The organism is Planctomycetota bacterium (assembly GCA_016872555.1).
Lineage (GTDB): Bacteria > Planctomycetota > Planctomycetia > Pirellulales > UBA1268 > F1-20-MAGs016.
On sequence record VGZO01000005.1, the window covers coordinates 112,118 to 136,302 of the forward strand.

Sequence of the window (24,185 nt, forward strand, 5' to 3'; positions counted from 1 at the left end):
CGCGACCGGTCAGGTCGTCGGGCCGGCGCTTGCCGCCGGTGCAGAGCCGGCAGCCGGCAGGGCGGGCGGGGTGGCGCCGCGCACGGGAACCATCGGCTTGATGATCACCGGCCCGGTCCGCTCGGCGCGCCCCGATGCCGCCGGCAAGGGGGCGGGAATCGTCTCGACCGCGATCGTGGCCGGAACGGGACGGATGGCGCCCTGGCTCGGCGCCGGCGGAGTGACGGTCTTCGGCGCGGTCGCCGCGGGATTGCCGGACGTCGGATCGGGAGTGGTCGCGGGCTCGACCGGCTTCTCGAACCGGATCGTGCCGGTCGCTTCACTGCCCGTGGCGGCGGCGTCGGTGGGGTCGACGTGCGGCAGCGCCGAACCGGTCCAACCGTTCTCCACCGGCGGGCTGGCGCCGGTCGACCCGCTGGAAAACGTGCGGGTCGCACTCTCGGCCTCGGCCGCCGACAGCGCCGGAGGCGCCGTGGTCGGCCGGGCCGCCGCGGCGCTGCCCGTCTCGGCCGGCCGGGGGCTCGCCGGGACGACGGCCGACGTCGACGGTGAGAACGTCGCCGCCGGCACGACCGCCGGGGCCGACGTGACCGCTGGCACGAGCGGGGCGGCGCTGGCGGTGGGGAGGGGATTGCCGCACGGATCGAGCGGGATCCTCAGGACCACCGTCCGCGGCGTCCGCACGGTGTAGGTGTAGGGTGTGCGCTTCTCGACGACGCGCGGCACCTGGACGGTCTTCTGCTCGGCGACGTATTTGAGGACCTGGACGGTCACCGGTTCGACCTTCTCCTCGGTGACGAACTTGCAGGACTGGACAGGCACCTGACGGACCTGCTCCTCGGCGACCATCCGGCAGACCTGGATAGGGACCTTGTTCTCGATCCGCTCGACCACCTTGCGGACGGTCTGGACGGGAACCTGACGAACCTGCTCCTCGGCGACCATCCGCGTGGTCTGGACGGGGACCTGCTGGACGACCTGCTCGTCGACGTAGCGCATCGTCTGGACGGGAACCTGCTGGACGACCTGCTCGTCGACGTAGCGCATCGTCTGGACGGGGACCTGCTGGACGACCTGCTCGTCGACGTAGCGCATCGTCTGGACGGGAACCTTGCGGTTGACCACGCGGTTGACGACCGTCGTCTCCGGAACCTGGACCGCGACCATGTTGGGCTGGTAGACGCGGTTGACCTGGTTGACGACCACGCCGGGCGTCATCGTCCAGCCGTAGCCGCCGCGCTGCCACGTCGCCAAGCCGTTCCACGGATTCACCGCCCAACCCCCCGGTACCCACGAGAGCTGCGTCGTGCCGGGGGCGACCATCGGCGTCACCTGGTCGACGTAGCCGCCCTGGTCGGCGTAGGCGGTGCGCATCGTCGTCATCGGCTCGGCGACCGTGTAGGCCTCCTCGCGCTCGGCGGTCTCGTAGACCGGCTTGCGGACGACACTCACCTGCTGCTGCATGACGGTCTCGGCGACCGGCTTGCGGACGATGCTGACCTGCTGCTGCATGACGGTCTCGGCGACCGGCTTGCGGACGACGCTGACCTGCTGCTGCATCACGGTCTCGGTGACCGGCTTCATGACGGTGAAGCGTTCCTCGCGCGTGCTCGTCTCGACGACGTCGCGCACCTGGTCGTAGCTCCGGTCCTGCACGACCGTCTCCCAGACCGGCTTCATCACCGTGTAGCGTTCCTCGCGCGTGCTGGTCTCCCAGACGGGGCGTTGGACGGTGTAGCGCCGCTGGGTGGTCTGCGTCTCCCAGACCGGACGGCTGACTGTGTAGCTGCGGGTGTCGTAGACGGTTTCGTAGCTGACCAGCGACGCGCTCACCTGGCGCTCGTCGTAGACGGTCTGGTACTGCAGCCGGTAGGTCTGGGTGACGACCGGGGCCGTGGCGACCTCGCCACAGCACTGCCCCCGGGCGATCACCAGCGGGCTGGCCGCGACCTGGGCGGCGCACACGACGGCGATCAGCTGGCGGCTGAAGATCGACTTGGACCGCGCACGAAGCATCGGATCTCCTCCTGGTTCGATCCTCCGAGACTAATCCCGCGAATGCGACCTTCAAGCGGTTTGTTCAGTTTTTTCCGGCATTTTTCCCGAAAAAAACCGACCGCCGGGCCGCACCGTCGGCGCAACCGGCGCAGCTTCCGCCCCCTGCCGTGCCGCCGCGCGGACAGCGGCAGGCTGGGGAACGTGGCGCCGGGCCGGCGGGGTCGCAGGGGCCGACGCGGGAGGCGACGACGATGCCCAAGCCCGGCGTCGCCCGAGGCCTCAGAGGTTCTTCTCGAACAGCCGACGGCTGGCGGCGTCGAGTGCCGCCAGCGAGGGGATCCGGTAGCGGACACCGTGGGTGTCGGTGATCACGGCGCTGCCGTCGCCTGGCCGGCTGACATCGTCGCTGCCGGCGACACGGAAGCGGCGCGGCCCGCGGTCGGTGACGACCGACCATTCGGCCGGCTCGGCGTCGTTGACGGCGTCGATCCGGGCGATGAGCGGAAGGAATTCGCGGGCCGCCAATTCGGCGCGGAGATCGGCCGCACGTTCGTCGCCGAGGGCGGCGAGCGACTCGATCCAGGCCAATTCGCTGCCGTCGGCAGCGACGATCGCCACCAGCCCGTCGGGGTGCGACAGCGGGAAGGCGCGGACGACGTCGACGTCTTCGTGGCGCTGTCCAGAGGCGGCGAGGAAGTCGACGCGGCCGTGGGGGAGACGCTCGAGGCGCCAGCCGGGGTCGGGCATAGGGTGGCTCCGTCGTGGATTCCGGCGCCGCGGCGGCCGGGTCAGGCGGCCGCCTCGGCTTCCTTCGTCTGGGCGTGGTACAGCCGGGCGTACGTCCCGGCCCGGGCGAGGAGGTCCTCGTGCGTGCCGATCTCGACGATCCGCCCCGCCTCGAGCACGACGAGCCGGTCGGCGCGGCGGAGGGTCGACAGGCGGTGGGCGATGGCGATCGTCGTCCGTCCGGTGACGAGCCGGTCGACGGCCGCCTGGATCACGCGCTCGGTCTCGGCATCGACCGCCGACGTGGCCTCGTCGAGGATCAGGATCCGCGGGTCGACGAGCAACGCCCGGGCGATCGACAGCCGCTGCCGTTCGCCGCCAGACAGCGAGCTGCCGCGCTCTCCCACCCGGGAGTCGTAGCCGGCCGGAAGCCGGAGGATGAAGTCGTGGGCGCCGGCGGCGCGGGCGGCGGCGACGATCCGCTCGGGCGTGGCGTCTGGGCAGCCGTAGGCGATGTTCTCGGCCACCGTGCCGAAAAACAGGAACGGCTCCTGGAGCACGCAGCCGAGGTTGCGGCGGTAGTCGCCGATCGCCAGCCGGCGGAGGTCGACGTCGTCGATGCGGATCGATCCGCTCGACGGATCGTGGAACCGGCAGACGAGGTTGGCGAGCGTCGTCTTTCCCGAGCCGCTCGCGCCGACCAGGCCGATCATCTCCCCCGGCTCGATGACCAGGTCGATGCCGTGGAGGACCTCGCGGGCCCCGTAGCGGAAGTGCACGCCGTCGATCGCGATCCGGCCGCGGATCCGCCCGACCGGCACCGGCCGCGGATCCTCGGCGACCGTCGGCTGGCAATCGAGGATCTCGAAGATCCGCGCGGCGCTCGACGCGGCGCGCTGCGTCGCCGGCACCATCCGGATCATGCTCTCGACGCGGCCGTAGAACCGGGCGATGTAGCCGACGAACGTCGTCAGCATCCCCACGGTGACCGATCCGGAGAACACCAGCCACGCGCCGGCCGCCCAGACCACCAGCAACCCCGTCTCGCTGAACAGGCTGACCAGCGGCCCGCAGAAGCTCCACACCACGTTGACCCGGTCGTTGGCCTCCAGCACGCGGTCGTTGGCGTCGCGGAAGCGCTGCATCTCGCGCGGCTCCTGGGCGAACGCCTTGACCACCCGGATCCCGGGGATCGCGTCGGCCAGGACGCTGGTCATGTCGGCCCAGGCGACGTTGGCCCGCGAGAAACCACGCCGCAGCCGCTCGCGGACCGCGTACACCAGCCACAGGACCAGCGGGAACGGGGCCAGCGTCACCAGTGCCAGCCCGGGGGCGATCCACAGCACGGCCGCCGCCGTGAGCAGCACGATCGTCACGTCGGAGGAGAAGTCGATGAGGTTCACCGAGAGGAAGTTGCAGATCCGGTCGGTGTCGTTGCCGACGCGCGACATCAGGTCGCCGGTGCGGCGGGCGGCGAAGAAGTCGAGCGACAGCGACTGCATGTGGGAATAGGTCCGGACGCGGAGGTCGGCGGCGACCCGCTCGCTCATCCAGGCCAGTGTCCACGACTGCGCCCACGCCAGCAGCCAGGCGACGACCGCGGCGATCGCCAGGCCGCCGAGGTACCACCACACCTGGGCGAACGGCACGTCGCGCCCCGCCTGCCGCGGGATGAGGACGTCGTCGACCAGCGGCATCGTCAGGTAACCGGGAACCAGCGTGGCGGCGCTGGCGGCCAGCGACAACAGCGCCCCGAGGAGGGCGACGCCGGCGTGGGGACGCATGAACCACGCCAGGCGCACGAGGTTGGTCAGCGAGACGTCGCCGCTCGGCGGGGCGAGGTCGTCGTCGCCGTGGCGCGACGGGGGCGGGGCGGTGTCGTCGTCGTCGGCACCCGAAGCGTCGGCGTCACCGCGCGCCGCATCGTCGGCCGCGGCGGCGACGGGAGACGCGTCGGCGGGGCGGTCGCGGTGCGCCCCACGGCGGCTCCGCTCGTCGAAGGCGTCTTCGAGGGCGTGGAGACCGGCCGCCCGGGCCGGCGTGAACAGCCAGCGGGCGACGATCGTTCCCCGGCGCGACAGTTCCACCCGGCCGACCGCGCCGCGGATCCGGATTTCCAGCTGGCAGTCATCGTCGAGCGGCCAGGAGGTCAGGCCGCCGGGGGTGGTCCTCACCACGGCGGACGGGTCGGCCGACGCCGGCCGGTCGGCGAGCAGGCGCTGCCCGGTGAACACCAGCCAGCCGTCGGTGAAGCGCAGCTCGGCGTCGAGATCGAATCGCGCCGCGGCGATCACCGTTTCCCCCGGCTCGAGCCCGAGGACGGCGGCATCGGGGAGGGTGGGCGGCAGGGGGGGGACGGGGGTGGCGGACGAAGCGGTGGGCGGCATGGTGACGGAGGGAAGGGAGCGGCACGGGGGCCGCAAGAACCGGCAGGGCGTTTGTCGAGTATCCCAGCGTGCCGGAATCCGCCAACCGGATGCCGGCCGGGAGGGACCCGGGAGAGGGTGATCGCGGTGTTTCCACCGGAAAAACCGGTGCAGTCGGCAGGTGACGCTGCACGCCTCCGGGGGGTGGGGGGTTCGATCGGCGCCGATTGCCGGGGCCGGTCATTCGCTTTCGCCGTGGCGAGTCGTAAAATCTCCACCGCGTCGGGTGCGTCGCGGCAAAACTGCGGTGCGTTCGACGGGTCGGCAGGGCGGAAAGCGATCCTTTTCGCGCGGTCGGCCGTTCGATTCATGGTGCCGGTGGAACGTGGCATCGCGAGCGAACGCACGTCCGCGCGGCGTGCGGCGGTGCCGGACGGTCCCCCGGTTCAGGACATCGATCGACCCATGGCCCTCACGGCCGGTTCGTTGGTCTTCGGTTCCCGGATCCATCATCGCCCGACTGCCAGGCGCGTCTGCGGCAGGGGTGTCTCTCCCGCGGCCCGGGATTGTTGGCCGCCATGATCAGGGTGCCTGTCGGCCGCGGTGGCCTTCCGCGGAGGACGGGCAACCAATCCCCCCGGCCATTTTCCTGACGGCCCCGGCCGTCCGTCCGCGGTGGCGACGCGCCGCCGCGGTCGGCACCCCAGCGTGCAGGTCCCCAACCCAGGCCTGCCGGAGCGTCCGGCGGCCAGAGGACCGGCACACCCCACCAGCCCGCGCACGCGTCGGCGTCGGGCCCCGAGGCGACCACCGAACCGACCATGGAGATCACGAAGATCAAGGTGTTGCGGGGCCCCAACGAGTGGGCCGCGTTTCCGGTCCTCGAGGTGTGGGTCGACCTCGGCCACCTCGAGGATTTCCCGTCGCACGTCATCCCCGGCTTCAACGACAAGCTGAAGCGCTGGCTGCCGGGGATGATCGAGCACCGCTGCAACATCGGCGAGCGCGGTGGGTTCTTCCAGCGGCTCGACACCGGCACCTGGATGGGACACGTGCTCGAGCACGTGACGCTCGAACTCCAGACCGCCGCGGGCACGGCGGTGGGCTACGGCCGTGCCCGTGAGCTCGACCAGCGCGGTTGCTACCGGGTGGTCATCGAGTACGTCGAGGAGAAGTTCGCGCTGGAGTGCCTGCAGACGGCGCACCGCCTGATCATGACGGCGATCGACGGTGGGGAGTTTCCCATCGCCGCGGAGCTCAAGCGGCTGCGCGGCCTGCTCCTCGAGGTCCAGCTCGGTCCGAGCACGCGCTCGATCGTCGATGCGGCGCTGGCCCGGGGGATCCCCTGCCGGCGGCTCAACGAAGGAAGCCTCGTGCGGCTCGGTCAGGGGGCGAAGCAGCGGCGGATCATCGCCGCCGAGACCGACCGCACCCCGGCGGTCGCCGAGTCGATCGCCCAGGACAAGGACCTCACCCGGGCGCTGTTGGCCGAGGCGGGGATCCCGGTTCCCGAGGGCCGGCCGGTGACCGATGGCGCCGAGGCCCAGGCGGTGGCGGCGGAGTTCGGCGGTCCCGTGGTCGTCAAGCCGCGCTACGGCAACCAGGGGCGCGGGGTGTCGGTCAATCTCACCACGCCCGACGAGGTCGCCCGGGCGTGGGAATTCGCCCGCACGCACGGCGACGATGTCGTCGTCGAGCGCTTCATCCCCGGCGGTGATCACCGGCTCCTCGTCGTCGGCGGCAAGGTCGTCGCGGCCGCGCGCCGTCACCCGCCGACCGTCACCGGCGACGGGGTCAGCTCGATCGAGCAGCTCGTCGCCAAGGCCAACGAGGATCCGCGGCGCAGTGGCGACCATGCCACCTCCCTGAGCCCGATCGTCATCGACGCGGTCGCCATCGCCGTGCTCGCCGAGCCGGGGATGACGCCGGCCTCCGTTCCCGAGGCAGGGCGGACGGTGTTGCTGCGGCACAGCGCCAACCTCAGCACCGGCGGCACCGCCGAAGACGTCACCGACAGGGTCCATCCCGAGGTCGCGGCCCGGGCGGTCGAGGCCGCCCGCGTGGTGGGCCTCGACATCGCGGGGATCGACGTCGTCACCGCCGACATCGGCAGGCCGCTCGACGGCCGGAGCGGCGCCGTGATCGAGGTCAACGCCGGCCCCGGCCTGCGGATGCACCTCGAGCCGACGATCGGCACGCCGCGGAACGTCGGGGCGGCGATCGTCGACACGCTGTTCGGACCCGGTGACGACGGCCGGATCCCGGTGGCTGCGGTCACCGGCACCAACGGCAAGACGACCGTCGTCCGCCTGATCTCCCACCTCGCCGCCGCCGGCGGGGCCACGGTCGGCACCACCTGCACCGAAGGGGTGTGGATCGGCGACCGGATGATCGACTCCGGGGATTGCAGCGGGCCGCAGAGCGCGCGGCGTGTGCTCGCCAATCCGACGGTCACCGCCGCCGTCCTCGAGACGGCGCGGGGCGGCATCCTTCGCGAGGGCTGTGGGTTCGACCGCTGCGACGTCGCCGTCGTCACCAACATCGGCCGTGGCGACCATCTCGGCATCGGCGCCGTCGACACCCCCGAGAAGCTCGCCTGGGTGAAGGGGGCGATCGTCTGCGCCGTGAAGCGCGACACCGGCGCCGCCGTGCTCAACGCCGCCGACCCGCTCGTGGTCGGGATGCGGCAGTGGTGCAAGGGGCAGGTCGTGTACTTCTCCGCCGACCCGTCCGCGCCGGTGCTCGTCGAGCACCTCGCCGCGGGAGGCCTGGCCGCCACGGTGCGCGACGGCTGGATCGTGCTCTGTGACGGCCCCCGCGAGACGCGGCTGGCACACCTCGACCGCGTGCCGCTGGTGCACCGCGGGCTGGTACGGTTCCAGGTCGACAACGTCCTCGCCGCCGCGGCCGCCGCCTGGCGTCTCGGCGTGCCGCTGGAGATCGTCCGCCTCGGGCTGGAGACCTTTCCGGCGGGGATGGCCGGATCGCCGGGGCGATTCAACGTCGTTGAACTGGCCGGTGCGACTGTCGTCGTCGACTACGGCCACAACCGCGACTCGCTGGAGCTGATGATCGCGACGCTCCGCCCGCTGCCGCACCGCAAGCGGACGGCCGTCTACTCCGCCGCCGGCGACCGTCGCGACGAGGATATCGTCGAGCAGGGCAAGCTCATCGCCGCCGCCTTCGACCGGGTTGTCGTCTACGAGGATGCCTACATGCGTGGCCGGGCGCCGGGGGAGATCACACGCCTGATCGCGTCCGGTGTCGCCGCGGTCAGACCCGACGCCGAGAGCTTCGTCGTCGCCGGTGGAAGTTGGATCGAATCGGCTTCCGGCGTGCTCGACAACGTGACCGCCGGGGAGCTCGTCCTCCTCCAGGCCGACACGATCGACCAGGCGGTGACGTGGCTCGAGAGCCGCTACGGGACGCGGATCACCGGCACCTCGCTCGACCGGCTCATCGGCCTTCCCGAGGGGGAGCCCGCGGCGGCGAGCCACGGCCCGGTGACCGTGCACGTCGGCCTCGGTGGCCGCGGATTGCGGGCCTCGCGTGGGATCGCCGCCGGCGAGACGATCCTCCGGGCCTGGGGACCGCAGGTTCCCGCCCGTGGCCCCGACACGATCCAGGTCGACGTCGGCACGCACGTCCGCCCCGAGGGGCCGCTGGTGCTGTGCAACCACTCGTGCGAGCCGAACTGCGGATTGCTCATCCGCACCGGGGTCCGCGAGATCGAGATGCGGGCGCTGCGGGCGATCGCCGCCGGCGAGGAGCTGTCGATCGATTACGAGACGTTCGAGTACGTCATCGAGCATCAGGGGGCGACGTGCCGCTGCGGGGCGCCCGCCTGCCGCGGCCGGCTCCCCGGCTACAAGCTGCTTCCCGCGGAGATCCGCGCCCGCTACGGCGAGTTCATCGCCGAGTACCTGCGTGTCCTCGAGCCCGACGTGTCGGCGCCGGTCGTGAAATGACCGGCGCGGGGATCACTTCACCCCCACCTTGCGGTCGAGGGCGCCGCGCACGCCGAGCTGCTCGGGGTGGCGGGCGATCTTGTCGGTGAACACCCGCACGTCGTCGACGATCGGGCGCAGTTCGCGCGTCAGGCGGTTGACGTTGGCGGCGGCCTGCGCGAGCTCCTCGTAGACCTTGGGATCGCGGACGAGGCGCCCCAGCGTGCCGTCGGATTGCGTCAGCGCGCGGGTGAACCCCGACGCCTGCTGGAGGACCTCGTCGAGCCGGCCGATCGTGCGGTCGATCTGGGCGACCATCGCGGCCCCACGGTCGCCGAGCGGCTTGGTGAGTCCCTCGATGTTGCGGAGGTTGCGGTCGGCGCTCTCGACGGTGGTGCCGATGCCCTTGACGGTGGCGCGGAGGTCGGCCATCACCTCGGGGAGGGCCTCGAGCGTGTCGGCGATCCGCTCCCGTGAGGCGGGGTCGCCGACGACGGCGTTGATGTTGTTCATCGCCACCGAAAACGAATCGAGCGCCGCCTCGGTCTTGCGGACGATCGTCTCGAAGCGGTCGTCCTCGCCGAGGAACATCCGGTCGAGGTTGCCCGACAGCTTGGTCACGGAGTCGCTCGCCTGGACGAGCGAGTCGAGCGCTCCGCCGAGCTTCGGTTCCAGCGACGCGAACACGTCGAACGGGTTGCGGGCGACGGCCCCGACGAGGACCTCGTCCGGGGCGAGACGCTGCCGGGGCGGCACCACGCGCCCCGGGACCAGCGCGATTTCCGCGTCACCGAGGAGCGATCCGGTGATCCGCGGCTCCTCGTCGCGGTACACGGGGACGTGGGAGTCGATGTTCGCCACGACGCTGACGCCGCCACGCTCGTCGAGCGCGACGTCGGAGACGCGGCCGACGAGGATCCCGTTCTTCCGGATCGGCGTCCCGGGGGCGACGCCGCGCGCGTCGCCGAAGCTCATCCGCAGCGGGTAGGTCGATTGCACCAGTGCCGGAAGGTCGCCGAACAGGACGATGAGGATCCCGGCGATGATCGCCGTCGCCAGGACCATCACGCCGACGCGGAACTGCATCGTGCGGTCGCTCATGACCCACCTCCGGCAGCCGCTTCCACGAGGCGATTCCCCGCCCGGCCCTCGATGAATTGGCGGATCCGCGGGTCGCGGCTGCGGTCGAGCTCGGCGGGCGTGCCGGAGAACACGATCTGCGGAGCGTCGGCGGCGAGCCGGGCGAGCGGATGGAGCATCACGATCCGGTCAGCGACCTTGCGGGCGGTGTGCATGTCGTGGGTCACGACCACGCTGGTCACGCCCCCCCGGGCGCGGACCTTGAGGATCAGTTCACCGATGACGTCGGTCATGATCGGGTCGAGGCCCGTGGTCGGCTCGTCGTAGAGCACCACCGGGGGATCGAGGGCCAGCGCCCGGGCGAGCCCGGCCCGTTTCCGCATCCCGCCAGAGAGCTCCATCGGCTTCCGCGACCGCACCTGGGGCGGCAGCCCGACCTCGGCGAGGAGCTGGTCGACGATCGCCGCGATCTCGGCCTCGGCCAGACGGGTGTGTTCGCGGAGCGGGAAGGCGATGTTGTCGGCGATCGACAGGCTGTCGAACAGGGCCGCCCCCTGGAACACGAAGCCGCACTTCGTGCGGAGGGAGGCCAGGGAGCGCTCGCTGTGGCGGGCCAGCGACCGCCCTTCGAAGCGCACCTCGCCGCTGCTCGGGCGGATCAGCCCGATCAGGCACTTGAGCAGCACCGTCTTGCCGCAGCCACTCTCGCCGAGGATCACCAGCGTCTCCCCGGGGGCGATCGCCACGCTGATGTCGCGGAGCACCGTGACGAGTCCGAAGTGCACCGTCAGCCGCTCGGCGGCGAGCACCGGAAGGGCGGGATCGACGGGTGTGGCGGGGGGTGAGGAGGCCATGGCGGGTGGAGGTCGGCAGGCCGGGACGGCCGCCGCGGGCGTTCACAACAGGCGGCGCGGGCCTTCGGGGCGGAAGAAATCGTGGACGTTGTTGAGCCACATCCCCAGGAACAGGTCGAGGATCAGGATCAGCACGAACGAGTGGACGAAGGCGTTGGTGGCCGCGCGGCCGACTCCCTCTGCACCGTGGCCGGAATGGAAGCCGTGGTGGCAGCTGACCAGCGCGATCGCGGCCCCGAAGAAGAAGCTCTTGAAGATCCCCATCAGGAAATCGAAGGCGTCGACGTACTCCCGGGAGTTGTTCCAGTAGTGGTGGTAGTCGATACCGAGGACGAGGTGCGAGTAGAGGTAGCCGCCGAGCACCCCCATGAAATCGGCCATCACGGTCAGCGTCGGGATCAGGACCAGACAGCCGAGGAACCGGGGCACGACGAGGTAATAGACCGGGTTGGCCCCCATGCTCTCCAGCGCGTCGATCTGTTCGGTGACGCGCATCGTGCCCAGCTCGGCGGCCATCGCGCTGCCGACCCGGCCGGCGAGCATCGTCGCGGCGAGCACCGGCCCGAGTTCGCGCACCAGCGACAGGTTGATGACGCTGCCCAGCCGTGTCTGCAGGCCGAGCGCCCGGAACTGTGCGTAGCTCTGCACTGCCAGGACCATCCCGATGAACAGCCCGGTCAGCGCCACCACCGGTAGCGACAGGACGCCGATCTGGTAGAAGGCCGGCACGAGCACGTCGCGGCGTTGCCGCCGGGCGACGATCCAGGCGAGCGTGCGGAACGTGAAGATCGCGACGTCCCCCACCGCGGCGACCCGGTCGAGCATGAACGCCCCGAGGTCGGCGACGCGGTCGGCGATCCAGTCGGAGAAACCTCCGCGGAGTCTCGCGACGGGCGTGGTGGGATCGGTCGCCATGGTGCAGCCCGGAAGTCACGGCGGCGCGGCTGACGCGGCGCACCCGACCGTGCCGGTAGCATCGGCTCTGCCGGTCGGGAGGATTGAGCCGACCGTGGAGAATTTCCAAGGGACGCGCGGGGCCGGCAAGCTGGGAAAGCCTGTCAAGCGGGCCTCGGTCCGCCCCGGCGCGGCGGACCACGCCGGCCGGGACGGCCGATGGCAACAGAGCTACGCCGACTCGCCCGTCGCCGGGGCGCTGGCGACCGGCTCGGCGGTGACCAACCCCTTGAACACGAGCTGCTTCTTGCCGGCCACCTCGACGCAGTCGACCTGGATCGTGTCCTTGCCCTCAAACTCCCCCTTGAGGAGCTCCTCGCTGACAGGATCCTCGATGAAGTTCTCGAGGGCCCGGCGCAGCGGCCGGGCGCCGAAGTCGGTGTCGGAGCCCTTCTTGATGAGGAACTTCTTCGCCTCGTCGGTGAGCTCGAGCTTCAGGCCGCGCTCGCCGAGGCGCTCGCGGACCTTCGCCAACTCGATGTCGATCACCCGCTTGAGGTCGTCGACGTTCAGATGGTGGAACACGATCACGTCGTCGACGCGGTTGAGGAACTCTGGGCGGAACACCTTCTCGATCCGCTCGTTGACGCGCCCCTTCATGCTGTCGTAACTGGCGTCGCCGTCGGGCTTCTGGAATCCGAACGCCGCTTCGTTCTTGATCGCCTCGGCACCGGCGTTGGTGGTCATGATCAGGATCGTGTTACGGAAGTCGACGTTCCGACCGAACGAGTCGGTCAGCCGCCCCTCCTCCATCACCTGCAGCAGCATGTTGAACACGTCGGGATGCGCCTTCTCGATCTCGTCGAGGAGGACGACCGAGTAGGGACGGCGCCGGATCTTCTCGGTGAGCTGCCCCCCCTCCTCGAAGCCGACGTAGCCCGGCGGGGCGCCGATCAGCCGGCTGACGTTGTGCTTCTCCATGTACTCGCTCATGTCGATCTGGATCAGCGCCTCGTCGTCGCCGAACATGAACTGCGCCAGCGCCTTGGCCAGGAGCGTCTTCCCGACCCCCGTCGGCCCGGCGAAGATGAAGCAGCCTGTCGGCCGTTTCGGGTCCTTGAGCCCGGAGCGGCTGCGGCGGACCGCTTTCGAGACGCTCTTGATCGCGGCGTCCTGGCCGATCACCCGGCGGTGGAGCTCGTCCTCCATCGCCATCAGCCGCTGGCTGTCTTCCGTCGACATCCGGGTCAGCGGGATCCCGGTCATCTTGGCGACGACCTCGGCCACGACCTCGCCGTCGACGACGCCGTCGGCCTCGCGCGACTTCTCGCGCCAGTCGCGGGTCATCGACTGCTTCTTCTTCTTGAGCTTGTCGGCCTGGTCGCGGAGGGCCGCCGCCTTCTCGAAGTCCTGGTTGGCGACCGCCTCCTCCTTCTCCTTGTTGAGGCGCTCGACCTCGTCGTCGATCTCCTTGAGATCCGGCGGCTTGGTCATCGCCTTGAGCCGCACCCGGGCACCGGCCTCGTCGATGACGTCGATCGCCTTGTCGGGAAGGCATCGGCCGGTGATGTAGCGGCTGGAGAGTTCGACGGCGCTGTCCAGCGCCTCGTCGGTGATCTGGACGCGGTGGTGGCTCTCGTAGCGATCGCGGAGCCCCTTGAGGATCTCGACGGCCTCGGTCTTGCTGGCCGGCTCGACCATGATGATCTGGAACCGGCGATCGAGCGCCGAATCCTTCTCGATGTACTTGCGGTACTCGTCGAGCGTCGTGGCGCCGATGCACTGGATCTCGCCGCGGGCGAGGGCAGGCTTGAGGACGTTCGAGGCGTCGATCGCCCCCTCCGCACCACCGGCGCCGACGAGGGTGTGCAATTCGTCGATGAACAGGATCGTGTTCTTGGCGCGGCGGACCTCGTTCATCACCGCCTTGATCCGTTCCTCGAACTGGCCGCGGTACTTCGTCCCGGCGACCATCATCGCCAGGTCGAGGACGACGATCCGCCGGTCGGAGAGGAGCTCCGGCACGTGGCCGTCGACGACGCGCTGGGCGAAACCCTCGACGATCGCCGTCTTGCCGACGCCGGCCTCGCCGAGGAGGACTGGGTTGTTCTTCGTCCGGCGGCAGAGGATCTGGATGGCGCGCTCGATCTCCTTCTCACGGCCGATGACCGGGTCGAGCTTGCCCTGCCGCGCCAGCTCGGTGAGGTCGCGGCCGAAGCTGTCGAGGGCCGGAGTCTTGCTCTTGCCCCCCTTGGTGGCCGGGTCGCTGCTGCTCCCCGCCCCCGCCCCCGCCGGCTGGCGACCACCGCCCATCCCGGCCCGTTCGCCCCCTTCTTCCATTCCGTGGCCGAGGAGATTGAGGACCTCCTCGCGGACGTCCTCGAGCTTGAGGCCGAGGTTCATCAGCACCTGGGCAGCCACACCTTCCTGCTCGCGCAGCAGGCCGAGGAGGATGTGTTCGGTGCCGACGTAGTTGTGGTTGAGGTTCCGCGCCTCCTCCATCGAGTACTCGATGACCTTCTTGGCCCGCGGCGTCTGGGGCAGCTTCCCCATCGTGACCATGTCGGGGCCGCTCTGGACGAGCTTCTCGACCTCCATCCGGATCTTGCGGAGGTCGATGTCGAGGTTCTTGAGGACGTTGGCGGCGACGCCGCTCCCCTCCTTGATGAGGCCGAGGAGGACGTGCTCGGTGCCGATGTACTCGTGGTTGAAGCGCTGGGCCTCCTGGTTGGCCAGCTGCATCACCTTGCGGGCACGGTCGGTGAAACGTTCGTACATGAATCGCCCCTCTGTCCCCTAGAACCACGGTACGACCACGGGATCCGCCCGCGGTGTCTCCCGCGCCACCGTGAGGGCAGCGGGCCGCGGCGCGCGCCAATCCACATCCACCAGCAAACCGGGGACCAATCACCGGTCCCTGTTCGCGATTCTAGGACAACGGCTCGCCGCTGTCTCGAAGAGCGCGCATTCCCCGCTCCGCGGGCCGGTTTTGCACCGGTGGGATGCCGCTCCCGCGGCCGGCGAACCGATCCAGTCAGGCGGCCCGCCGCACCGGAGCGGCGTCGGCCTGCCTGGTTGGCAGGCGGGACACTTCCGCGGGCGCCGTTTCGGCGGCGAGGATCAGGTGTCGTTCGCGCTCGATCTCGGCCGACCACCGACTCCCCGCGTCGCTTCGCGCCAGCGCCTCGAGGGCGGTTCTGGCCTCGCGCGGTCGGCCGGCCCGCCGCCAGAGCGTGGCAAGCAACAACTGGGCTTCGCCATCGGTCGGGGAGAGCGTGAGCAGTTCCCGCAACCGCTCCTCGGCCGCCAGCCAGTCGCGCGCCAGGTAGGAGTCGCGGGCGGCCTGGAACAGCGCCTCGCCGTCAACGCCACCCGCCGCCGGGAGCGCTGCCGGGAACGTCGCCCATCCGACCGCCGTGCCGACCCCCCAGAAAGCGGCGACGGCGGCCCACAGGCCGACCACGAGCGCGGCGTCGAACAGTTCCGACCACACGAACGTCGCCACGATCGCGACGTCGAGCAGGGCCGCCAGCGCCAGCGCCAGCACCAACCCGGAGCGGCTTCCGCGCAGCCACAATCCCGGCAGCCCGGGCCAGACGAGCGTGAGCCGACGGAGAAGGGTCATGGGGTGATCACGGCGGAGCCGGGGCGGGCGACGGGGGCGGGGACCATAGCAGATCGCCGGCGCCGTAGGGGGGGCGTTTTTTTCCGGGGGAAACGGCGGTGCCGGGTCGCCGGGGGCCGGGTTCCCCGGACAGCGAGCGGGGATCATGCGACTGGCCGGACTGTGGATCGCGACCGGCCGCACGGTAGATATGGAACGATGACGACCCCTTCCCCAGGTTTCCCCGGCGACGCCGCGGCCCGGCTGACTGCCGCGAACCTCTGCGTTCTCGTCGACGGGCGCGACGACGAGATCGCCTTTGCACGCCTCGTCGCCGACCTGTTCGGGGCCGGGGTCGGATGCGTGCAGATCCGCGACAAGCGGCTCCCGACCGCGGCGCTCCTCCGCCGCGTCACGGTGGCGGTCGACCTGGCGGCGCGGGGCGGGGCCCAGGCTCCGCTGGTGATCGTCAACGACCGGGCCGACGTCGCCACGGCGGGCGCGGCCGACGGCGTGCACGTCGGAGCCGACGATCTTTCCGTCGCCGCGGCGCGGGCGTTGGTCGGACCGCGGTGCCTCGTGGGGCGGACCGCGCACGATCCCGACGAGGTCACGGCCGCCTGGCGCGACGGGGCCGACTACGTCGGCGTCGGCCCCTGCTACCCCTCGGCCACCAAGGCGTTCGCGAGCCACGCGTCGTCGGCGTTCCTCGCCGCCGCGGTGCGCTCGAGCCCGCGGCCGGTGTTCGCCATCGGCGGGATCACGCTCGACCGGCTCGACGCCCTGGGAGCGCTGGGGATCACGCGCGTCGCCGTCGCCGCGGCGATCACCGCGGCCCCCGATCCCGCCCGGGCGGCGGCCGCGTTTCTCAACCGGCTGGCGCGACCGGCCCCATCTCCGGTGCCGCCCCGCCCGGAGCCCGGGGAGGCAGGCTGCGGAGGAGCTTGATCACGGCAGCGGCGATCTCCGCTTCGTCGGCCGGGCGGTAGCCGGTCCAGACGCGGACGATCGTGGCGTCGGGACCAATCAGGTAGGTGGTCGGGAAGGCGGTGAAGCCGTAGGCGGTGCCGAAGGTCGTCCGCGTGAATCCGTCGGGATCGCCCCAGGCGTCGAGCGACAGCGTGGCGGCGGCGAGGAACTGGCGCGTCTCCGTCGACAGCTCCTCGAGGTCGTCGGGGCCACCGTTGCCGCAGGAGATCGCCACGAGTTGAAACCCGGGCTCGTCGGAGAGCCGGCCGGCGAGGCGGACGAGTCCTGGCAACTCGCGGCGGCACGGCGGGCACCAGGTGCCCCAGAAGTTGAGCAGCGTGACCCGGCCGGCGAGCGATGGTGGGGGCCGCGACGGGTCGGCCAGCGACACGATCGGCAGCCGGCCGACGCGCCGGCCGATGGCGGGATGCTTCGCCCGGACCTCGCCGCAGCCGGCCAGCACACCGATGCCGCAGCACAGCAGGCACCCGAGGACGACGACACGGCGCGCGGATACCATCGGCGGAAAAGTCCGGGAACGGGGGCGAGAAGGGAACGGAGCGCCGACAGTGTACGAGGTGGAGGTGAAGTTTTCCGTCGCCGATCCTGCCGGCCTCCGCCGCCGGCTCGCCGACCTCGGCGGTCGCCCCGGCACGCCCCACGAGCAGTCCGACCGCTACTACGCCCATCCCTGCCGTGATTTCGCCGCCACCGACGAGGCGCTGCGCCTCCGCCGCGACGCCGACCGGGTCGTGGTCACCTGGAAAGGGCCGCGGATCGACGCCGCCACGAAGACGCGCCGCGAGATCGAACTGCCCCTGGGCGACGCGGGAGAAGATCCCGTGACCACGCTCGGCCGGTGGCACGAGCTGCTCGCCGCCCTCGGCTTCCACGCCGTCCGCGAGGTCCGCAAGCGGCGGACACCGTTTTCCCTCGAGTGGCGCGGGGCGGCCGTCGAAGTCGCGCTCGACGAGGTCGCGGGCCTGGGCACGTTCGCGGAACTCGAACAGCAGGCCGACGCGAGCGGGTTGGCGGCGGCCCGCGACCGGCTCGAGGATCTCGCCCGCCATCTCGACTGCGGGCAGCGTGAACGGCGCAGCTACCTCGAGCTGCTCCTGGCCGGCGACGGCCGGCGGTGAGCCGCTCCGCCGCGCCGGCTCACGCGCCTCGCGGCTTCGGCGGCCGCGTTGCCCGCCGCCGCGCGGGGGCGGACTGGGCCTTGGCGACGACGTTTCCCGGGCCGAGGACGATCATCGCCGGCACGTGGCGATCGGCTTCCTTCGGCTCGAATTCGCCGAACGCCATGATCGTCAGCTTGTCCCCCTTCTTGCCGCGATGGGCGGTGGCGCCGTTGAGCTCGATGACGCCGCTCCCGGCCGGGCCGAGGATCACGTAGGTCTCGAACCGCTGGCCGCTGGCGAGGTTGCCGACGAGGATCCGCTCGTAGCGTTGCAGCCCCACCTGCTCGGCGAGGTCGGCGGCGATCGTCAGGCTCCCCTCGTAGTCGAGCGAGGCGCCGGTCACGGTCGCACGGTGGATCTTCGACTTCAGCAGCGTGATCGTCATCGGTGGCGGAGGGAAGGGGGCGACGAGGTCCGGAGCGGTCAGCGCGGCGTGTCGAACAGCACGCACACCGGTGCCGGCACCGGCACCGACTGGCCGGTGAACTCCAGCGCACCGGTCTGCCGGTCGATCCCGAACACGGTCACCGTGTGGGAGTCCTGACCGGCGGCCAGGAGCCAGCGGCCGGAGGGATCGATGGCGAAGTTCCGCGGCGTCCGGCCACGGATCGGCTCGACTCCGCGGAACGTGAGCCGGCCGCTGGCATCGTCGATCGCGTAGATGGCGATCGAATCGTGGCCGCGGTTGGACCCGTAGAGGAACTTCCCCGACGGATGGATCGCGATCTCCGCGGTCGAGAACCCCGTCCTGTCGGTGACGTCGGCGGGGAGCGTCGACAGCGTCTGGAACTCCCGCAGCGATCCTGCCGCCGGGTCCCAGGCGAAGGCGGTGACCGTGAGGTCGAGCTCGTTGATGCAGTAGCCGTACGTGCCGTCGGGATGGAGCGCGAAATGACGCGGCCCCGCCCCCGGCCGGACCGGGGCGCTGCCATGGAAGGTGAGCGTGCCGGCGCCGATGTCGAGGGCGTGGACGAGCACCTTGTCGATGCCGAGGTCGCAGGAGACCGCGAACCGCCCGTCGGGGGACGGATCGATCGAATGGCCGTGGGGCGCCGCCTGCCGCTCGGGGTTGACGCTCTTGCCGACATGCTGGAGGTGACCGCCAGGCGTGCCCGGAACGAGAGGCTGCAGCCGGCCGTCCTCTTCGATCCGCAGGCAGACGGTGCTGCCGCCGCCGTAGTTGGCGGCCAGCGCGGCCCGGCCGGAGCGATCGATCGAGACGTGGCACGGGGTCGATTTCCCGGTCACCTGGTGATTGAGCTCCGTCAGCAGCCCGGTCGTCGCGTCGATCGCCAGCGCCGTGAGGCTGCCGGCGCGCTGGCCGTCGGCATCCTCGACCTCCGACACCGCGTATAGCACCGGCAGCGCCGGGTGGCGGGCGAGGAACGAGGGGTTCTTGAGGCGGGCGGCGGTGACGACCGGCGACAGCCGGCCGGTGGCGGGATCGAACCGGGCCACCGAGATCCCCTCCGCCTTCGGCGGGGCGCCGGTGTAGCTGCCGAACCAGACGAGCAACCCTGAGTCGTCGGCGCCGGATGCGGCCGGGGCCGCGAGCACGGCGCCGAGAGCGCCGACGAGCACGGACACGACGGTAGCCCGAAAGAAGCGGGTGGACGACATCGGCTCAACACCTCATGCTGCCGGGGCAGGATTCCCACCGGCACCGCCACGATCCTACCGCATGACCGCCGCCGGCCGCCGCGAGGCGCGCAACACCCTGGCCCTCGAGACCTACCAGATCGTCGTCCGCGTCGGGTGGATCTTCAAGACCGAGACGATCATCATGCCCGCCGTGCTCGACGCGGTGGTCGACTCGGGGCTGCTGCGCGGCCTGCTGCCGGTGCTCAACCGCGGCGGGCAGAGCCTTCCGCCCCTGCTCGCCGCGGGCTTCATCGGTCGCCTGCCGGTGAAGAAGTGGGCCCTGGCCCGGACGAGCCTGGCGATGGCCGCCTGCTTCCTCCTCCTCGCCGCGGCGTGGCAGCCGCTGGCGGCGACGCGACCGGACCTCCTGGCGGGGCTGTTCCTCGCCGTCTACGCGCTGTTTTCGGCCACCAACGGCCTCAATCAGCTCGTCCTCGCGGCCCTCCAGGGGAAGTTGATATCCCCCGGCAACCGCGGTCGGGCCCTGGTCGTCGGGGTCGCGCTGGGGAGCGTGGCGGCGATCCTGGCCGGGGCCGCCTGCCTCGGGCGGTGGCTCGAGGAGGCTGACGGGTTTCCCAAGATCTTCGCCGCCACCGGCGCCTTCTTCGCGCTGGCGGCGTTGGTGCCCCCGTGGCTCGACGAGCCGGCCGACGGGCCGCCGCGGCGACCGCCGCCGGGGCGCTGGCCGGCGGCGGTGCGCGGGTGGGTCGCCGAGCAGGCCGGGTTGCTGCGCCGCGACCCGGCCCTGGTGCGCTTGTCGCTCGTGGCGGCATGCTTCGCCGCCGTGCTGATCCTCTTCCCCCACTACCAGGCCTTCGCCCGTGACAGGCTCGGCACGGCGATCGGCAGCCTGCTGACCTGGGTCTTGGTGCAGAACGCCGCCACCGGCGCGGCGAGTCTCGTCGCCGGTCCGTTCTCCGACCGGCGCGGCACCCGGCTGGTGCTGGTGTGGCTGGTGGCGCTGTCGTCGCTGACCCCGCTGGTCGTGATCGCCCTGGGGAGGCTCGAGCCGGGGGCGGCGGCGGGATGGTTCTGGGTGGTCTACGTGCCGTTGGGACTCAATCCGATCTCGCTCAAGATCTTCACCCATTACGCGCTGGAGCTGGCGCCGGAGCCGCGCGACCACGCCCGCTACGTGAGCCTCGTGGGCGTCGCGTTGGCGCTGCCGTTCGTGCTGTCGCCGCTGGTGGGGATGGCCGTCGACCGGGTCGGCTTCGGGCCCGTGTTCGCCGCCGGCTTCGCCGTGATCGGTATCGGGGCCCTTCTGGCCCTGGGGCTGCCCGAGCCGCGGCACCGCCGCGGCGATTGCCAGGAGGGGGGGCGCTGCCTCCGCTGACCGGCTGAAACGGTGGGCGGTGACCGGGTTTCCCTCGCGAAACCCTTGGTTGCCGCGGTTGGAGCCGCCCGCTATCATCCCCCGATGAAGGTGGGCTGGCGACGCCGGACCACCACGTCGCCCTTCCCCTCCCGTCGAGGCTCGAATCCATGAAGATGTTCTCTCGCATCGCTCCCGTCTTCGCGCTCGTCGCGGTCGCCGCGCTGTCGGCTGCCGCCGTCACGGCTGCTCCGAAGGAGCCGAAAGACGCCAAGTGCCCGGTGTCCGCTAAGGTTTGCAACCCCGAGAAGCACACCAGCTTCGCCGGCGGCAAGGTCTTCTTCTGCTGCGGCAACTGCCAGTCGGCCTTCACCGGCGACTCGGCCAAGTTCGCCGCCAAGGCCCACCAGCAGATGGTCTCGACCGGCCAGCTCGTCCAGAAGGGCTGCCCGTTCAGTGGTGGTGCCGTCAAGGCGGGCACCGAGGTCGCGATCGGCGACGCCACGGTCGGTTTCTGCTGCAACAACTGCAAGGGCAAGGTCGAGAAGGCCTCCGCCGACGAGCAGGTGACGATGGTGTTCGGCAACATCGAGAAGGGGTTCGCCCCGGTCGCGAAGTAAGCCGGCGCCCTGCCGTACGGGGCACCGGCCAACTGGCCTAGGGCCCCGCCGCTCGAACTGAAATACTCCGCGTGGGATCGACCCGGTCCCACGCGGAGTTTTTTCATGCGCGTCTTCGTCTCGGCGGGGGAGCCGTCGGGGGACCATCACGCCGCCTGCCTCGTCCGCGCGCTGCGCGAGCGCCATCCGGACGTCGAGTGCATCGGTCTCGGCGGGCCCGGCCTGGCCGCCGCCGGCGCGACGCTGCTGGCCGACATGACCGCCCTGGCGGTGATGTGGTTCGGCCGCGCGCTGCTCAACCTCCCGCGCTTCGTCGAACTCGCCCGCCGCGCCGAGCGGAGCTTCATCGATCGGCGTCCCGACGTCGTCGTCGTCGTCGATTTCCCCGGCTTCCACTGGTGGCTGGCGTGGCGGGCCAAGCGGCACGGGATCCCCGTGGTCTTCTACTGCCCGCCGCAGATCTGGGCCTGGGGCAGCTGGCGGGTCGGGAAGCTCCGCCGCCTCGTCGACCACGTCTTGGCGGCGCTGCCGTTCGAACACGACTGGTTCACGGCCCACGGGGTCCGCTCGACGCTCGTCGGGCATCCGTTCTTCGACGCCCCGCCGCCGCGCCGCGCCCCCGACGGCGCGGTCCCGCTGCTGCTCCTCCTCCCCGGATCACGGCGCCAGGAGATCGACGCCAACCTCGGCAGCCTCCTCGAGGCGGCGCGGAAGGTGCGGGGGCGGATCGCCGCGGTGCGCGTCGTCGTCGGCGCCCTCCACGAACGCCACGCGGAACTGATCGCCGCGCGCGCGGGAACCGACGTCGAGATCGTCGCCGGGCGATCGCGGGAGTTGATGACCGAGGCCGCGGCGGCGATCGCGGTCAGCGGCTCGGTGTCGCTGGAGCTGCTCTCGGCCCGGGTGCCGACCGTGATCGTCTACCGGATCAGCCGGCTGGCCTACGTCGTCCAGAGCTTCTTCCGCCACGCGCGCTGGATCACGCTGGTCAATCTCCTCGCGGTCGACGATCCGATCGGGCCGGTGCGGCCCGTCTGGCGGGCACCGGTCGGGGTGCCGGCGGCGGACCCGGCGGCGCTGTTTCCCGAGTATCTCGCGGTCGACGATCCGGCGCCGCGCGTCGCCGACCACGTCGTCGGCTGGCTCGCCGACCCGGCGGCACGGCTCCGGACCGTCGAGCGGCTCGACGCCGTCGCCCGCGGCGTGGAGCGACCCGGTTCCGCCGCACGAGCCGCCGACGCGGTGCTGGCGATCGCGCGGGGGACCACCGCGGCGGCGCCGCCGCCTGCGCGCCGCTCCGGCCGGCGGGCGGCATAATGACGGCATGCAACTCGCCCAGCCGCAGCCCACGCCCTACGACCTGCAGTTCTCCCTGGCCGGAATCCCCGTGCGCGTGTCGGCCTGGTTCTGGCCGGTCACGGCGCTGTTCGGCTGGGGGCTGTGCCAGGCCCTCACCGACGAGCCGCGCCAAGCGCTGGGCCTGCTGGTGCTGTGGGAGATCGTCGTCCTGCTCTCGATCATCCTCCACGAGATGGGGCACGCGCTGGCCTTCCGGGCGTTCGGCCAACCGGCGGCCGTGGTGATCTACCATTTCGGCGGCCTGGCGATCCCGTACGGGGGTGGACACCGCGGCGCACGCAGCCCGCTGCAACGCCTTCTCGTCGCCGCCGCCGGACCCGCCGCCCAGCTCGCCCTGGCCGCCGCGGTCGTCGCGGTGCTCCGGGCGCTCGGTCGGGCGGTGCCGTTTCCACTGGAGTGGCTCGGGGAGCGGCTCGGCCTGTTCGCCGGCGAGCGGCCCGGCTCACTGGTCGGCTTCGCGATCGTGATGTTCCTCCTCGAGGTCAACATCCTCTGGCCGCTGATCAACCTCGTGCCCGTGCCGCCGCTCGACGGCGGTCAGATCGCCCGTGAGGGACTCGCCGTGCTGGGGATCGCCGACGCCGCCCGGATCGCCGCCGGGATCGGGACGGTGGCCGGCGGGGCGATGGCCTGGTGGTGCTGGCGGGAAGGGCAGTGGTTCATGGCGATGCTGTTCGCGTCGCTGGCGATGTCGTGCTGGCAGTCGCTCCAGCAGGGAGGCCCACGGTGGCCGCGCCGGGTGTGACTCCACCGGCCGGGCCGCGCTTGGTGCTGCTCGGGGCGAGCAACTTGTCGCGCGGCTTGCCACGGCTCGTGGCAGAGGCCCGGGGGCGCGCCGGGACCGGCGTCGATTGTTTCGTCGCCGCCGGCCACGGCCGCTCCTACGGCGCCACCAGCCGCGTCGGTTGGCGCCGGCTGCCTTCGATCCTCGGCTGCGGGCTGTGGCGGGCGCTCGATCGCCTGCCCGCCGACGGCCGCGCGCCGCTGGCGCTGGTCACCGACGTCGGCAACGACCTCCTCTACGGCTTCGCCCCGGACCAGGTGGCGGCGTGGGTGGCGACGGCCGTCGGCCGGCTGCAGGCGCTCGGCGGGCGCGTGGTCGTCACGCATCTGCCGATGGCGAGCATCGCCGGCATCGGGCCGCTCCGGTTTCGTGGGCTGAGGGCCTGCTACGTGCCGGGCTGCCGTCTCACGCTCCCGGAGGTGAAGGCGGCGGCGGCGGCGCTCGACGAGCGGCTGGCGGCACTGGCGCGCGAGGTGGGCGTCACGATCCTCGAGGCACCGGGCGAATGGTACGGCTTCGATGCGATCCACGTCCGTCGCCGCCGGCTCGACGAACTGTGGCACAGGGTCCACGCCGCCTGGGGGATCGCTGAACCCGAGCGCCGGCGGCGGGCGACCGTCGGCGAGTGGATGCGGATCGGCAGTGCGGCCGCGGAGGTGCGCGTCCTCGCCGGACGGCTCAGGCTCCGCCCGCAACCCGCCTTGGCGCTCGCCGACGGAAGCCGGGTGTGGCTGTACTGAACAGAGCGCGGAACGAGCCCTCCAGGGCCTCGTTCCGCTTGCGCCGGGCGGTGGGAACGCCGAGGGTTCCCACGCCCGGCGCCCGCCGCATCCGGCGGCGGGTGGGT

17 protein-coding genes and 2 pseudogenes are annotated in these 24,185 nt (G+C 71.6%); 8 read left to right on the plus strand and 11 right to left on the minus strand.

Annotated elements, in window-relative coordinates:
• Positions 1-9: 9 nt before the first annotated feature.
• From FJ309_02990 to FJ309_03000, 3 genes and pseudogenes are all read right to left on the minus strand, one after another.
• A complete protein-coding gene (locus FJ309_02990) occupies positions 10-2,016 on the minus strand; it encodes a hypothetical protein (protein MBM3953585.1) in 2,007 nt (668 codons plus the stop codon).
• A gap of 261 nt (positions 2,017-2,277) precedes the next feature.
• The gene (locus FJ309_02995) at positions 2,278-2,745 is read right to left on the minus strand and encodes a DUF1854 domain-containing protein (GenBank protein ID MBM3953586.1); all 468 of its coding nucleotides are present in this window, start codon (positions 2,743-2,745) and stop codon (positions 2,278-2,280) included.
• Positions 2,727-5,111: pseudogene (locus tag FJ309_03000) on the minus strand (ABC transporter ATP-binding protein). The gene FJ309_02995 and the pseudogene FJ309_03000 overlap by 19 nt, the downstream one beginning before the upstream one ends.
• 800 nt (positions 5,112-5,911) lie before the next feature.
• On the opposite strand from FJ309_03000, the pseudogene cphA reads away from it, so the two are divergent.
• A pseudogene (gene cphA / locus FJ309_03005) lies at positions 5,912-8,506 on the plus strand (cyanophycin synthetase).
• A gap of 564 nt (positions 8,507-9,070) precedes the next feature.
• On the opposite strand, the gene FJ309_03010 reads toward cphA, so the two are convergent.
• The 5 genes from FJ309_03010 to FJ309_03030 all read right to left on the minus strand — a co-directional run bounded on the left by FJ309_03010 (position 9,071) and on the right by FJ309_03030 (position 15,637).
• Positions 9,071-10,138, minus strand: coding sequence for an MCE family protein (locus tag FJ309_03010; GenBank protein ID MBM3953587.1), 1,068 nt, complete (start codon positions 10,136-10,138; stop codon positions 9,071-9,073).
• Complete coding sequence (locus tag FJ309_03015) at positions 10,135-10,971, minus strand: ABC transporter ATP-binding protein (GenBank protein MBM3953588.1); 837 nt, start codon at positions 10,969-10,971, stop codon at positions 10,135-10,137. Before FJ309_03015 ends, FJ309_03010 begins: the two co-directional genes overlap by 4 nt.
• Before the next feature lie 42 nt (positions 10,972-11,013).
• Positions 11,014-11,886 carry an ABC transporter permease gene (locus FJ309_03020; GenBank protein MBM3953589.1) on the minus strand — a complete coding sequence of 291 codons (873 nt, stop codon included), beginning with the start codon at positions 11,884-11,886 and terminating at the stop codon, positions 11,014-11,016.
• 210 nt (positions 11,887-12,096) lie between these two features.
• Positions 12,097-14,643: an ATP-dependent Clp protease ATP-binding subunit gene (locus FJ309_03025; GenBank protein ID MBM3953590.1), complete on the minus strand. Its 2,547-nt coding sequence runs from the start codon at positions 14,641-14,643 to the stop codon at positions 12,097-12,099.
• A gap of 256 nt (positions 14,644-14,899) precedes the next feature.
• Positions 14,900-15,637: a tetratricopeptide repeat protein gene (locus tag FJ309_03030; protein ID MBM3953591.1), complete on the minus strand. Its 738-nt coding sequence runs from the start codon at positions 15,635-15,637 to the stop codon at positions 14,900-14,902.
• Between the two features lie 51 nt (positions 15,638-15,688).
• On the opposite strand from FJ309_03030, the gene thiE reads away from it, so the two are divergent.
• Positions 15,689-16,417 (plus strand): thiamine phosphate synthase, encoded by a 729-nt coding sequence (gene thiE, locus FJ309_03035; GenBank protein ID MBM3953592.1) that lies wholly within the window; start codon positions 15,689-15,691, stop codon positions 16,415-16,417.
• Here the strand turns inward: thiE and FJ309_03040 are convergent.
• The gene (locus FJ309_03040) at positions 16,338-16,958 is read right to left on the minus strand and encodes a TlpA family protein disulfide reductase (protein MBM3953593.1); all 621 of its coding nucleotides are present in this window, start codon (positions 16,956-16,958) and stop codon (positions 16,338-16,340) included. The genes thiE and FJ309_03040 overlap by 80 nt on opposite strands.
• Between FJ309_03040 and cyaB the strand changes: the two genes are divergently transcribed.
• Positions 16,858-17,577, plus strand: coding sequence for a class IV adenylate cyclase (gene cyaB, locus FJ309_03045; GenBank protein MBM3953594.1), 720 nt, complete (start codon positions 16,858-16,860; stop codon positions 17,575-17,577). The two genes, FJ309_03040 and cyaB, sit on opposite strands and share 101 nt — an antisense overlap.
• A 19-nt stretch (positions 17,578-17,596) precedes the next feature.
• Here the strand turns inward: cyaB and FJ309_03050 are convergent, their stop codons facing one another.
• Together FJ309_03050 and FJ309_03055 are read right to left on the minus strand one after the other, a co-directional pair.
• Positions 17,597-18,004, minus strand: coding sequence for an aspartate 1-decarboxylase (locus FJ309_03050; protein ID MBM3953595.1), 408 nt, complete (start codon positions 18,002-18,004; stop codon positions 17,597-17,599).
• A gap of 38 nt (positions 18,005-18,042) precedes the next feature.
• Complete coding sequence (locus FJ309_03055; protein MBM3953596.1) at positions 18,043-19,239, minus strand: lactonase family protein; 1,197 nt, start codon at positions 19,237-19,239, stop codon at positions 18,043-18,045.
• A 61-nt stretch (positions 19,240-19,300) separates the two neighbouring features.
• Between FJ309_03055 and FJ309_03060 the strand changes: the two genes are divergently transcribed.
• The 5 genes from FJ309_03060 (at position 19,301) to FJ309_03080 (ending at position 24,078) form a co-directional block, all read left to right on the plus strand.
• Entirely contained in the window at positions 19,301-20,596 is a 1,296-nt protein-coding gene (locus FJ309_03060) for an MFS transporter (GenBank protein MBM3953597.1), read from the plus strand.
• A gap of 149 nt (positions 20,597-20,745) precedes the next feature.
• Positions 20,746-21,195: a hypothetical protein gene (locus tag FJ309_03065; protein ID MBM3953598.1), complete on the plus strand. Its 450-nt coding sequence runs from the start codon at positions 20,746-20,748 to the stop codon at positions 21,193-21,195.
• Positions 21,196-21,300: 105 nt separating this feature from the next.
• Positions 21,301-22,512 (plus strand): lipid-A-disaccharide synthase, encoded by a 1,212-nt coding sequence (lpxB, locus tag FJ309_03070; protein MBM3953599.1) that lies wholly within the window; start codon positions 21,301-21,303, stop codon positions 22,510-22,512.
• Between the two features lie 7 nt (positions 22,513-22,519).
• Positions 22,520-23,299, plus strand: coding sequence for a peptidase (locus FJ309_03075; GenBank protein ID MBM3953600.1), 780 nt, complete (start codon positions 22,520-22,522; stop codon positions 23,297-23,299).
• Positions 23,281-24,078 carry a hypothetical protein gene (locus FJ309_03080; GenBank protein ID MBM3953601.1) on the plus strand — a complete coding sequence of 266 codons (798 nt, stop codon included), beginning with the start codon at positions 23,281-23,283 and terminating at the stop codon, positions 24,076-24,078. Before FJ309_03075 ends, FJ309_03080 begins: the two co-directional genes overlap by 19 nt.
• Positions 24,079-24,185 lie beyond the last annotated feature (107 nt).

Coding starts and splice junctions, on each gene's coding strand:
- FJ309_03050 (MBM3953595.1), bottom strand. CDS start 18,004: ATGACGATCACGCTGCTGAAGTCGAAGATCCACCGTGCGACCGTGACC.
- FJ309_03065 (MBM3953598.1), top strand. CDS start 20,746: ATGAAGATGTTCTCTCGCATCGCTCCCGTCTTCGCGCTCGTCGCGGTC.
- FJ309_02995 (MBM3953586.1), bottom strand. CDS start 2,745: ATGCCCGACCCCGGCTGGCGCCTCGAGCGTCTCCCCCACGGCCGCGTC.
- thiE (MBM3953592.1), top strand. CDS start 15,689: ATGACGACCCCTTCCCCAGGTTTCCCCGGCGACGCCGCGGCCCGGCTG.
- FJ309_03025 (MBM3953590.1), bottom strand. CDS start 14,643: ATGTACGAACGTTTCACCGACCGTGCCCGCAAGGTGATGCAGCTGGCC.
- FJ309_03010 (MBM3953587.1), bottom strand. CDS start 10,138: ATGAGCGACCGCACGATGCAGTTCCGCGTCGGCGTGATGGTCCTGGCG.
- FJ309_02990 (MBM3953585.1), bottom strand. CDS start 2,016: ATGCTTCGTGCGCGGTCCAAGTCGATCTTCAGCCGCCAGCTGATCGCC.
- lpxB (MBM3953599.1), top strand. CDS start 21,301: ATGCGCGTCTTCGTCTCGGCGGGGGAGCCGTCGGGGGACCATCACGCC.
- FJ309_03075 (MBM3953600.1), top strand. CDS start 22,520: ATGCAACTCGCCCAGCCGCAGCCCACGCCCTACGACCTGCAGTTCTCC.
- FJ309_03060 (MBM3953597.1), top strand. CDS start 19,301: ATGACCGCCGCCGGCCGCCGCGAGGCGCGCAACACCCTGGCCCTCGAG.
- FJ309_03020 (MBM3953589.1), bottom strand. CDS start 11,886: ATGGCGACCGATCCCACCACGCCCGTCGCGAGACTCCGCGGAGGTTTC.
- cyaB (MBM3953594.1), top strand. CDS start 16,858: ATGGCGGGATGCTTCGCCCGGACCTCGCCGCAGCCGGCCAGCACACCG.
- FJ309_03055 (MBM3953596.1), bottom strand. CDS start 19,239: ATGTCGTCCACCCGCTTCTTTCGGGCTACCGTCGTGTCCGTGCTCGTC.
- FJ309_03040 (MBM3953593.1), bottom strand. CDS start 16,958: ATGGTATCCGCGCGCCGTGTCGTCGTCCTCGGGTGCCTGCTGTGCTGC.
- FJ309_03030 (MBM3953591.1), bottom strand. CDS start 15,637: ATGATCCCCGCTCGCTGTCCGGGGAACCCGGCCCCCGGCGACCCGGCA.
- FJ309_03015 (MBM3953588.1), bottom strand. CDS start 10,971: ATGGCCTCCTCACCCCCCGCCACACCCGTCGATCCCGCCCTTCCGGTG.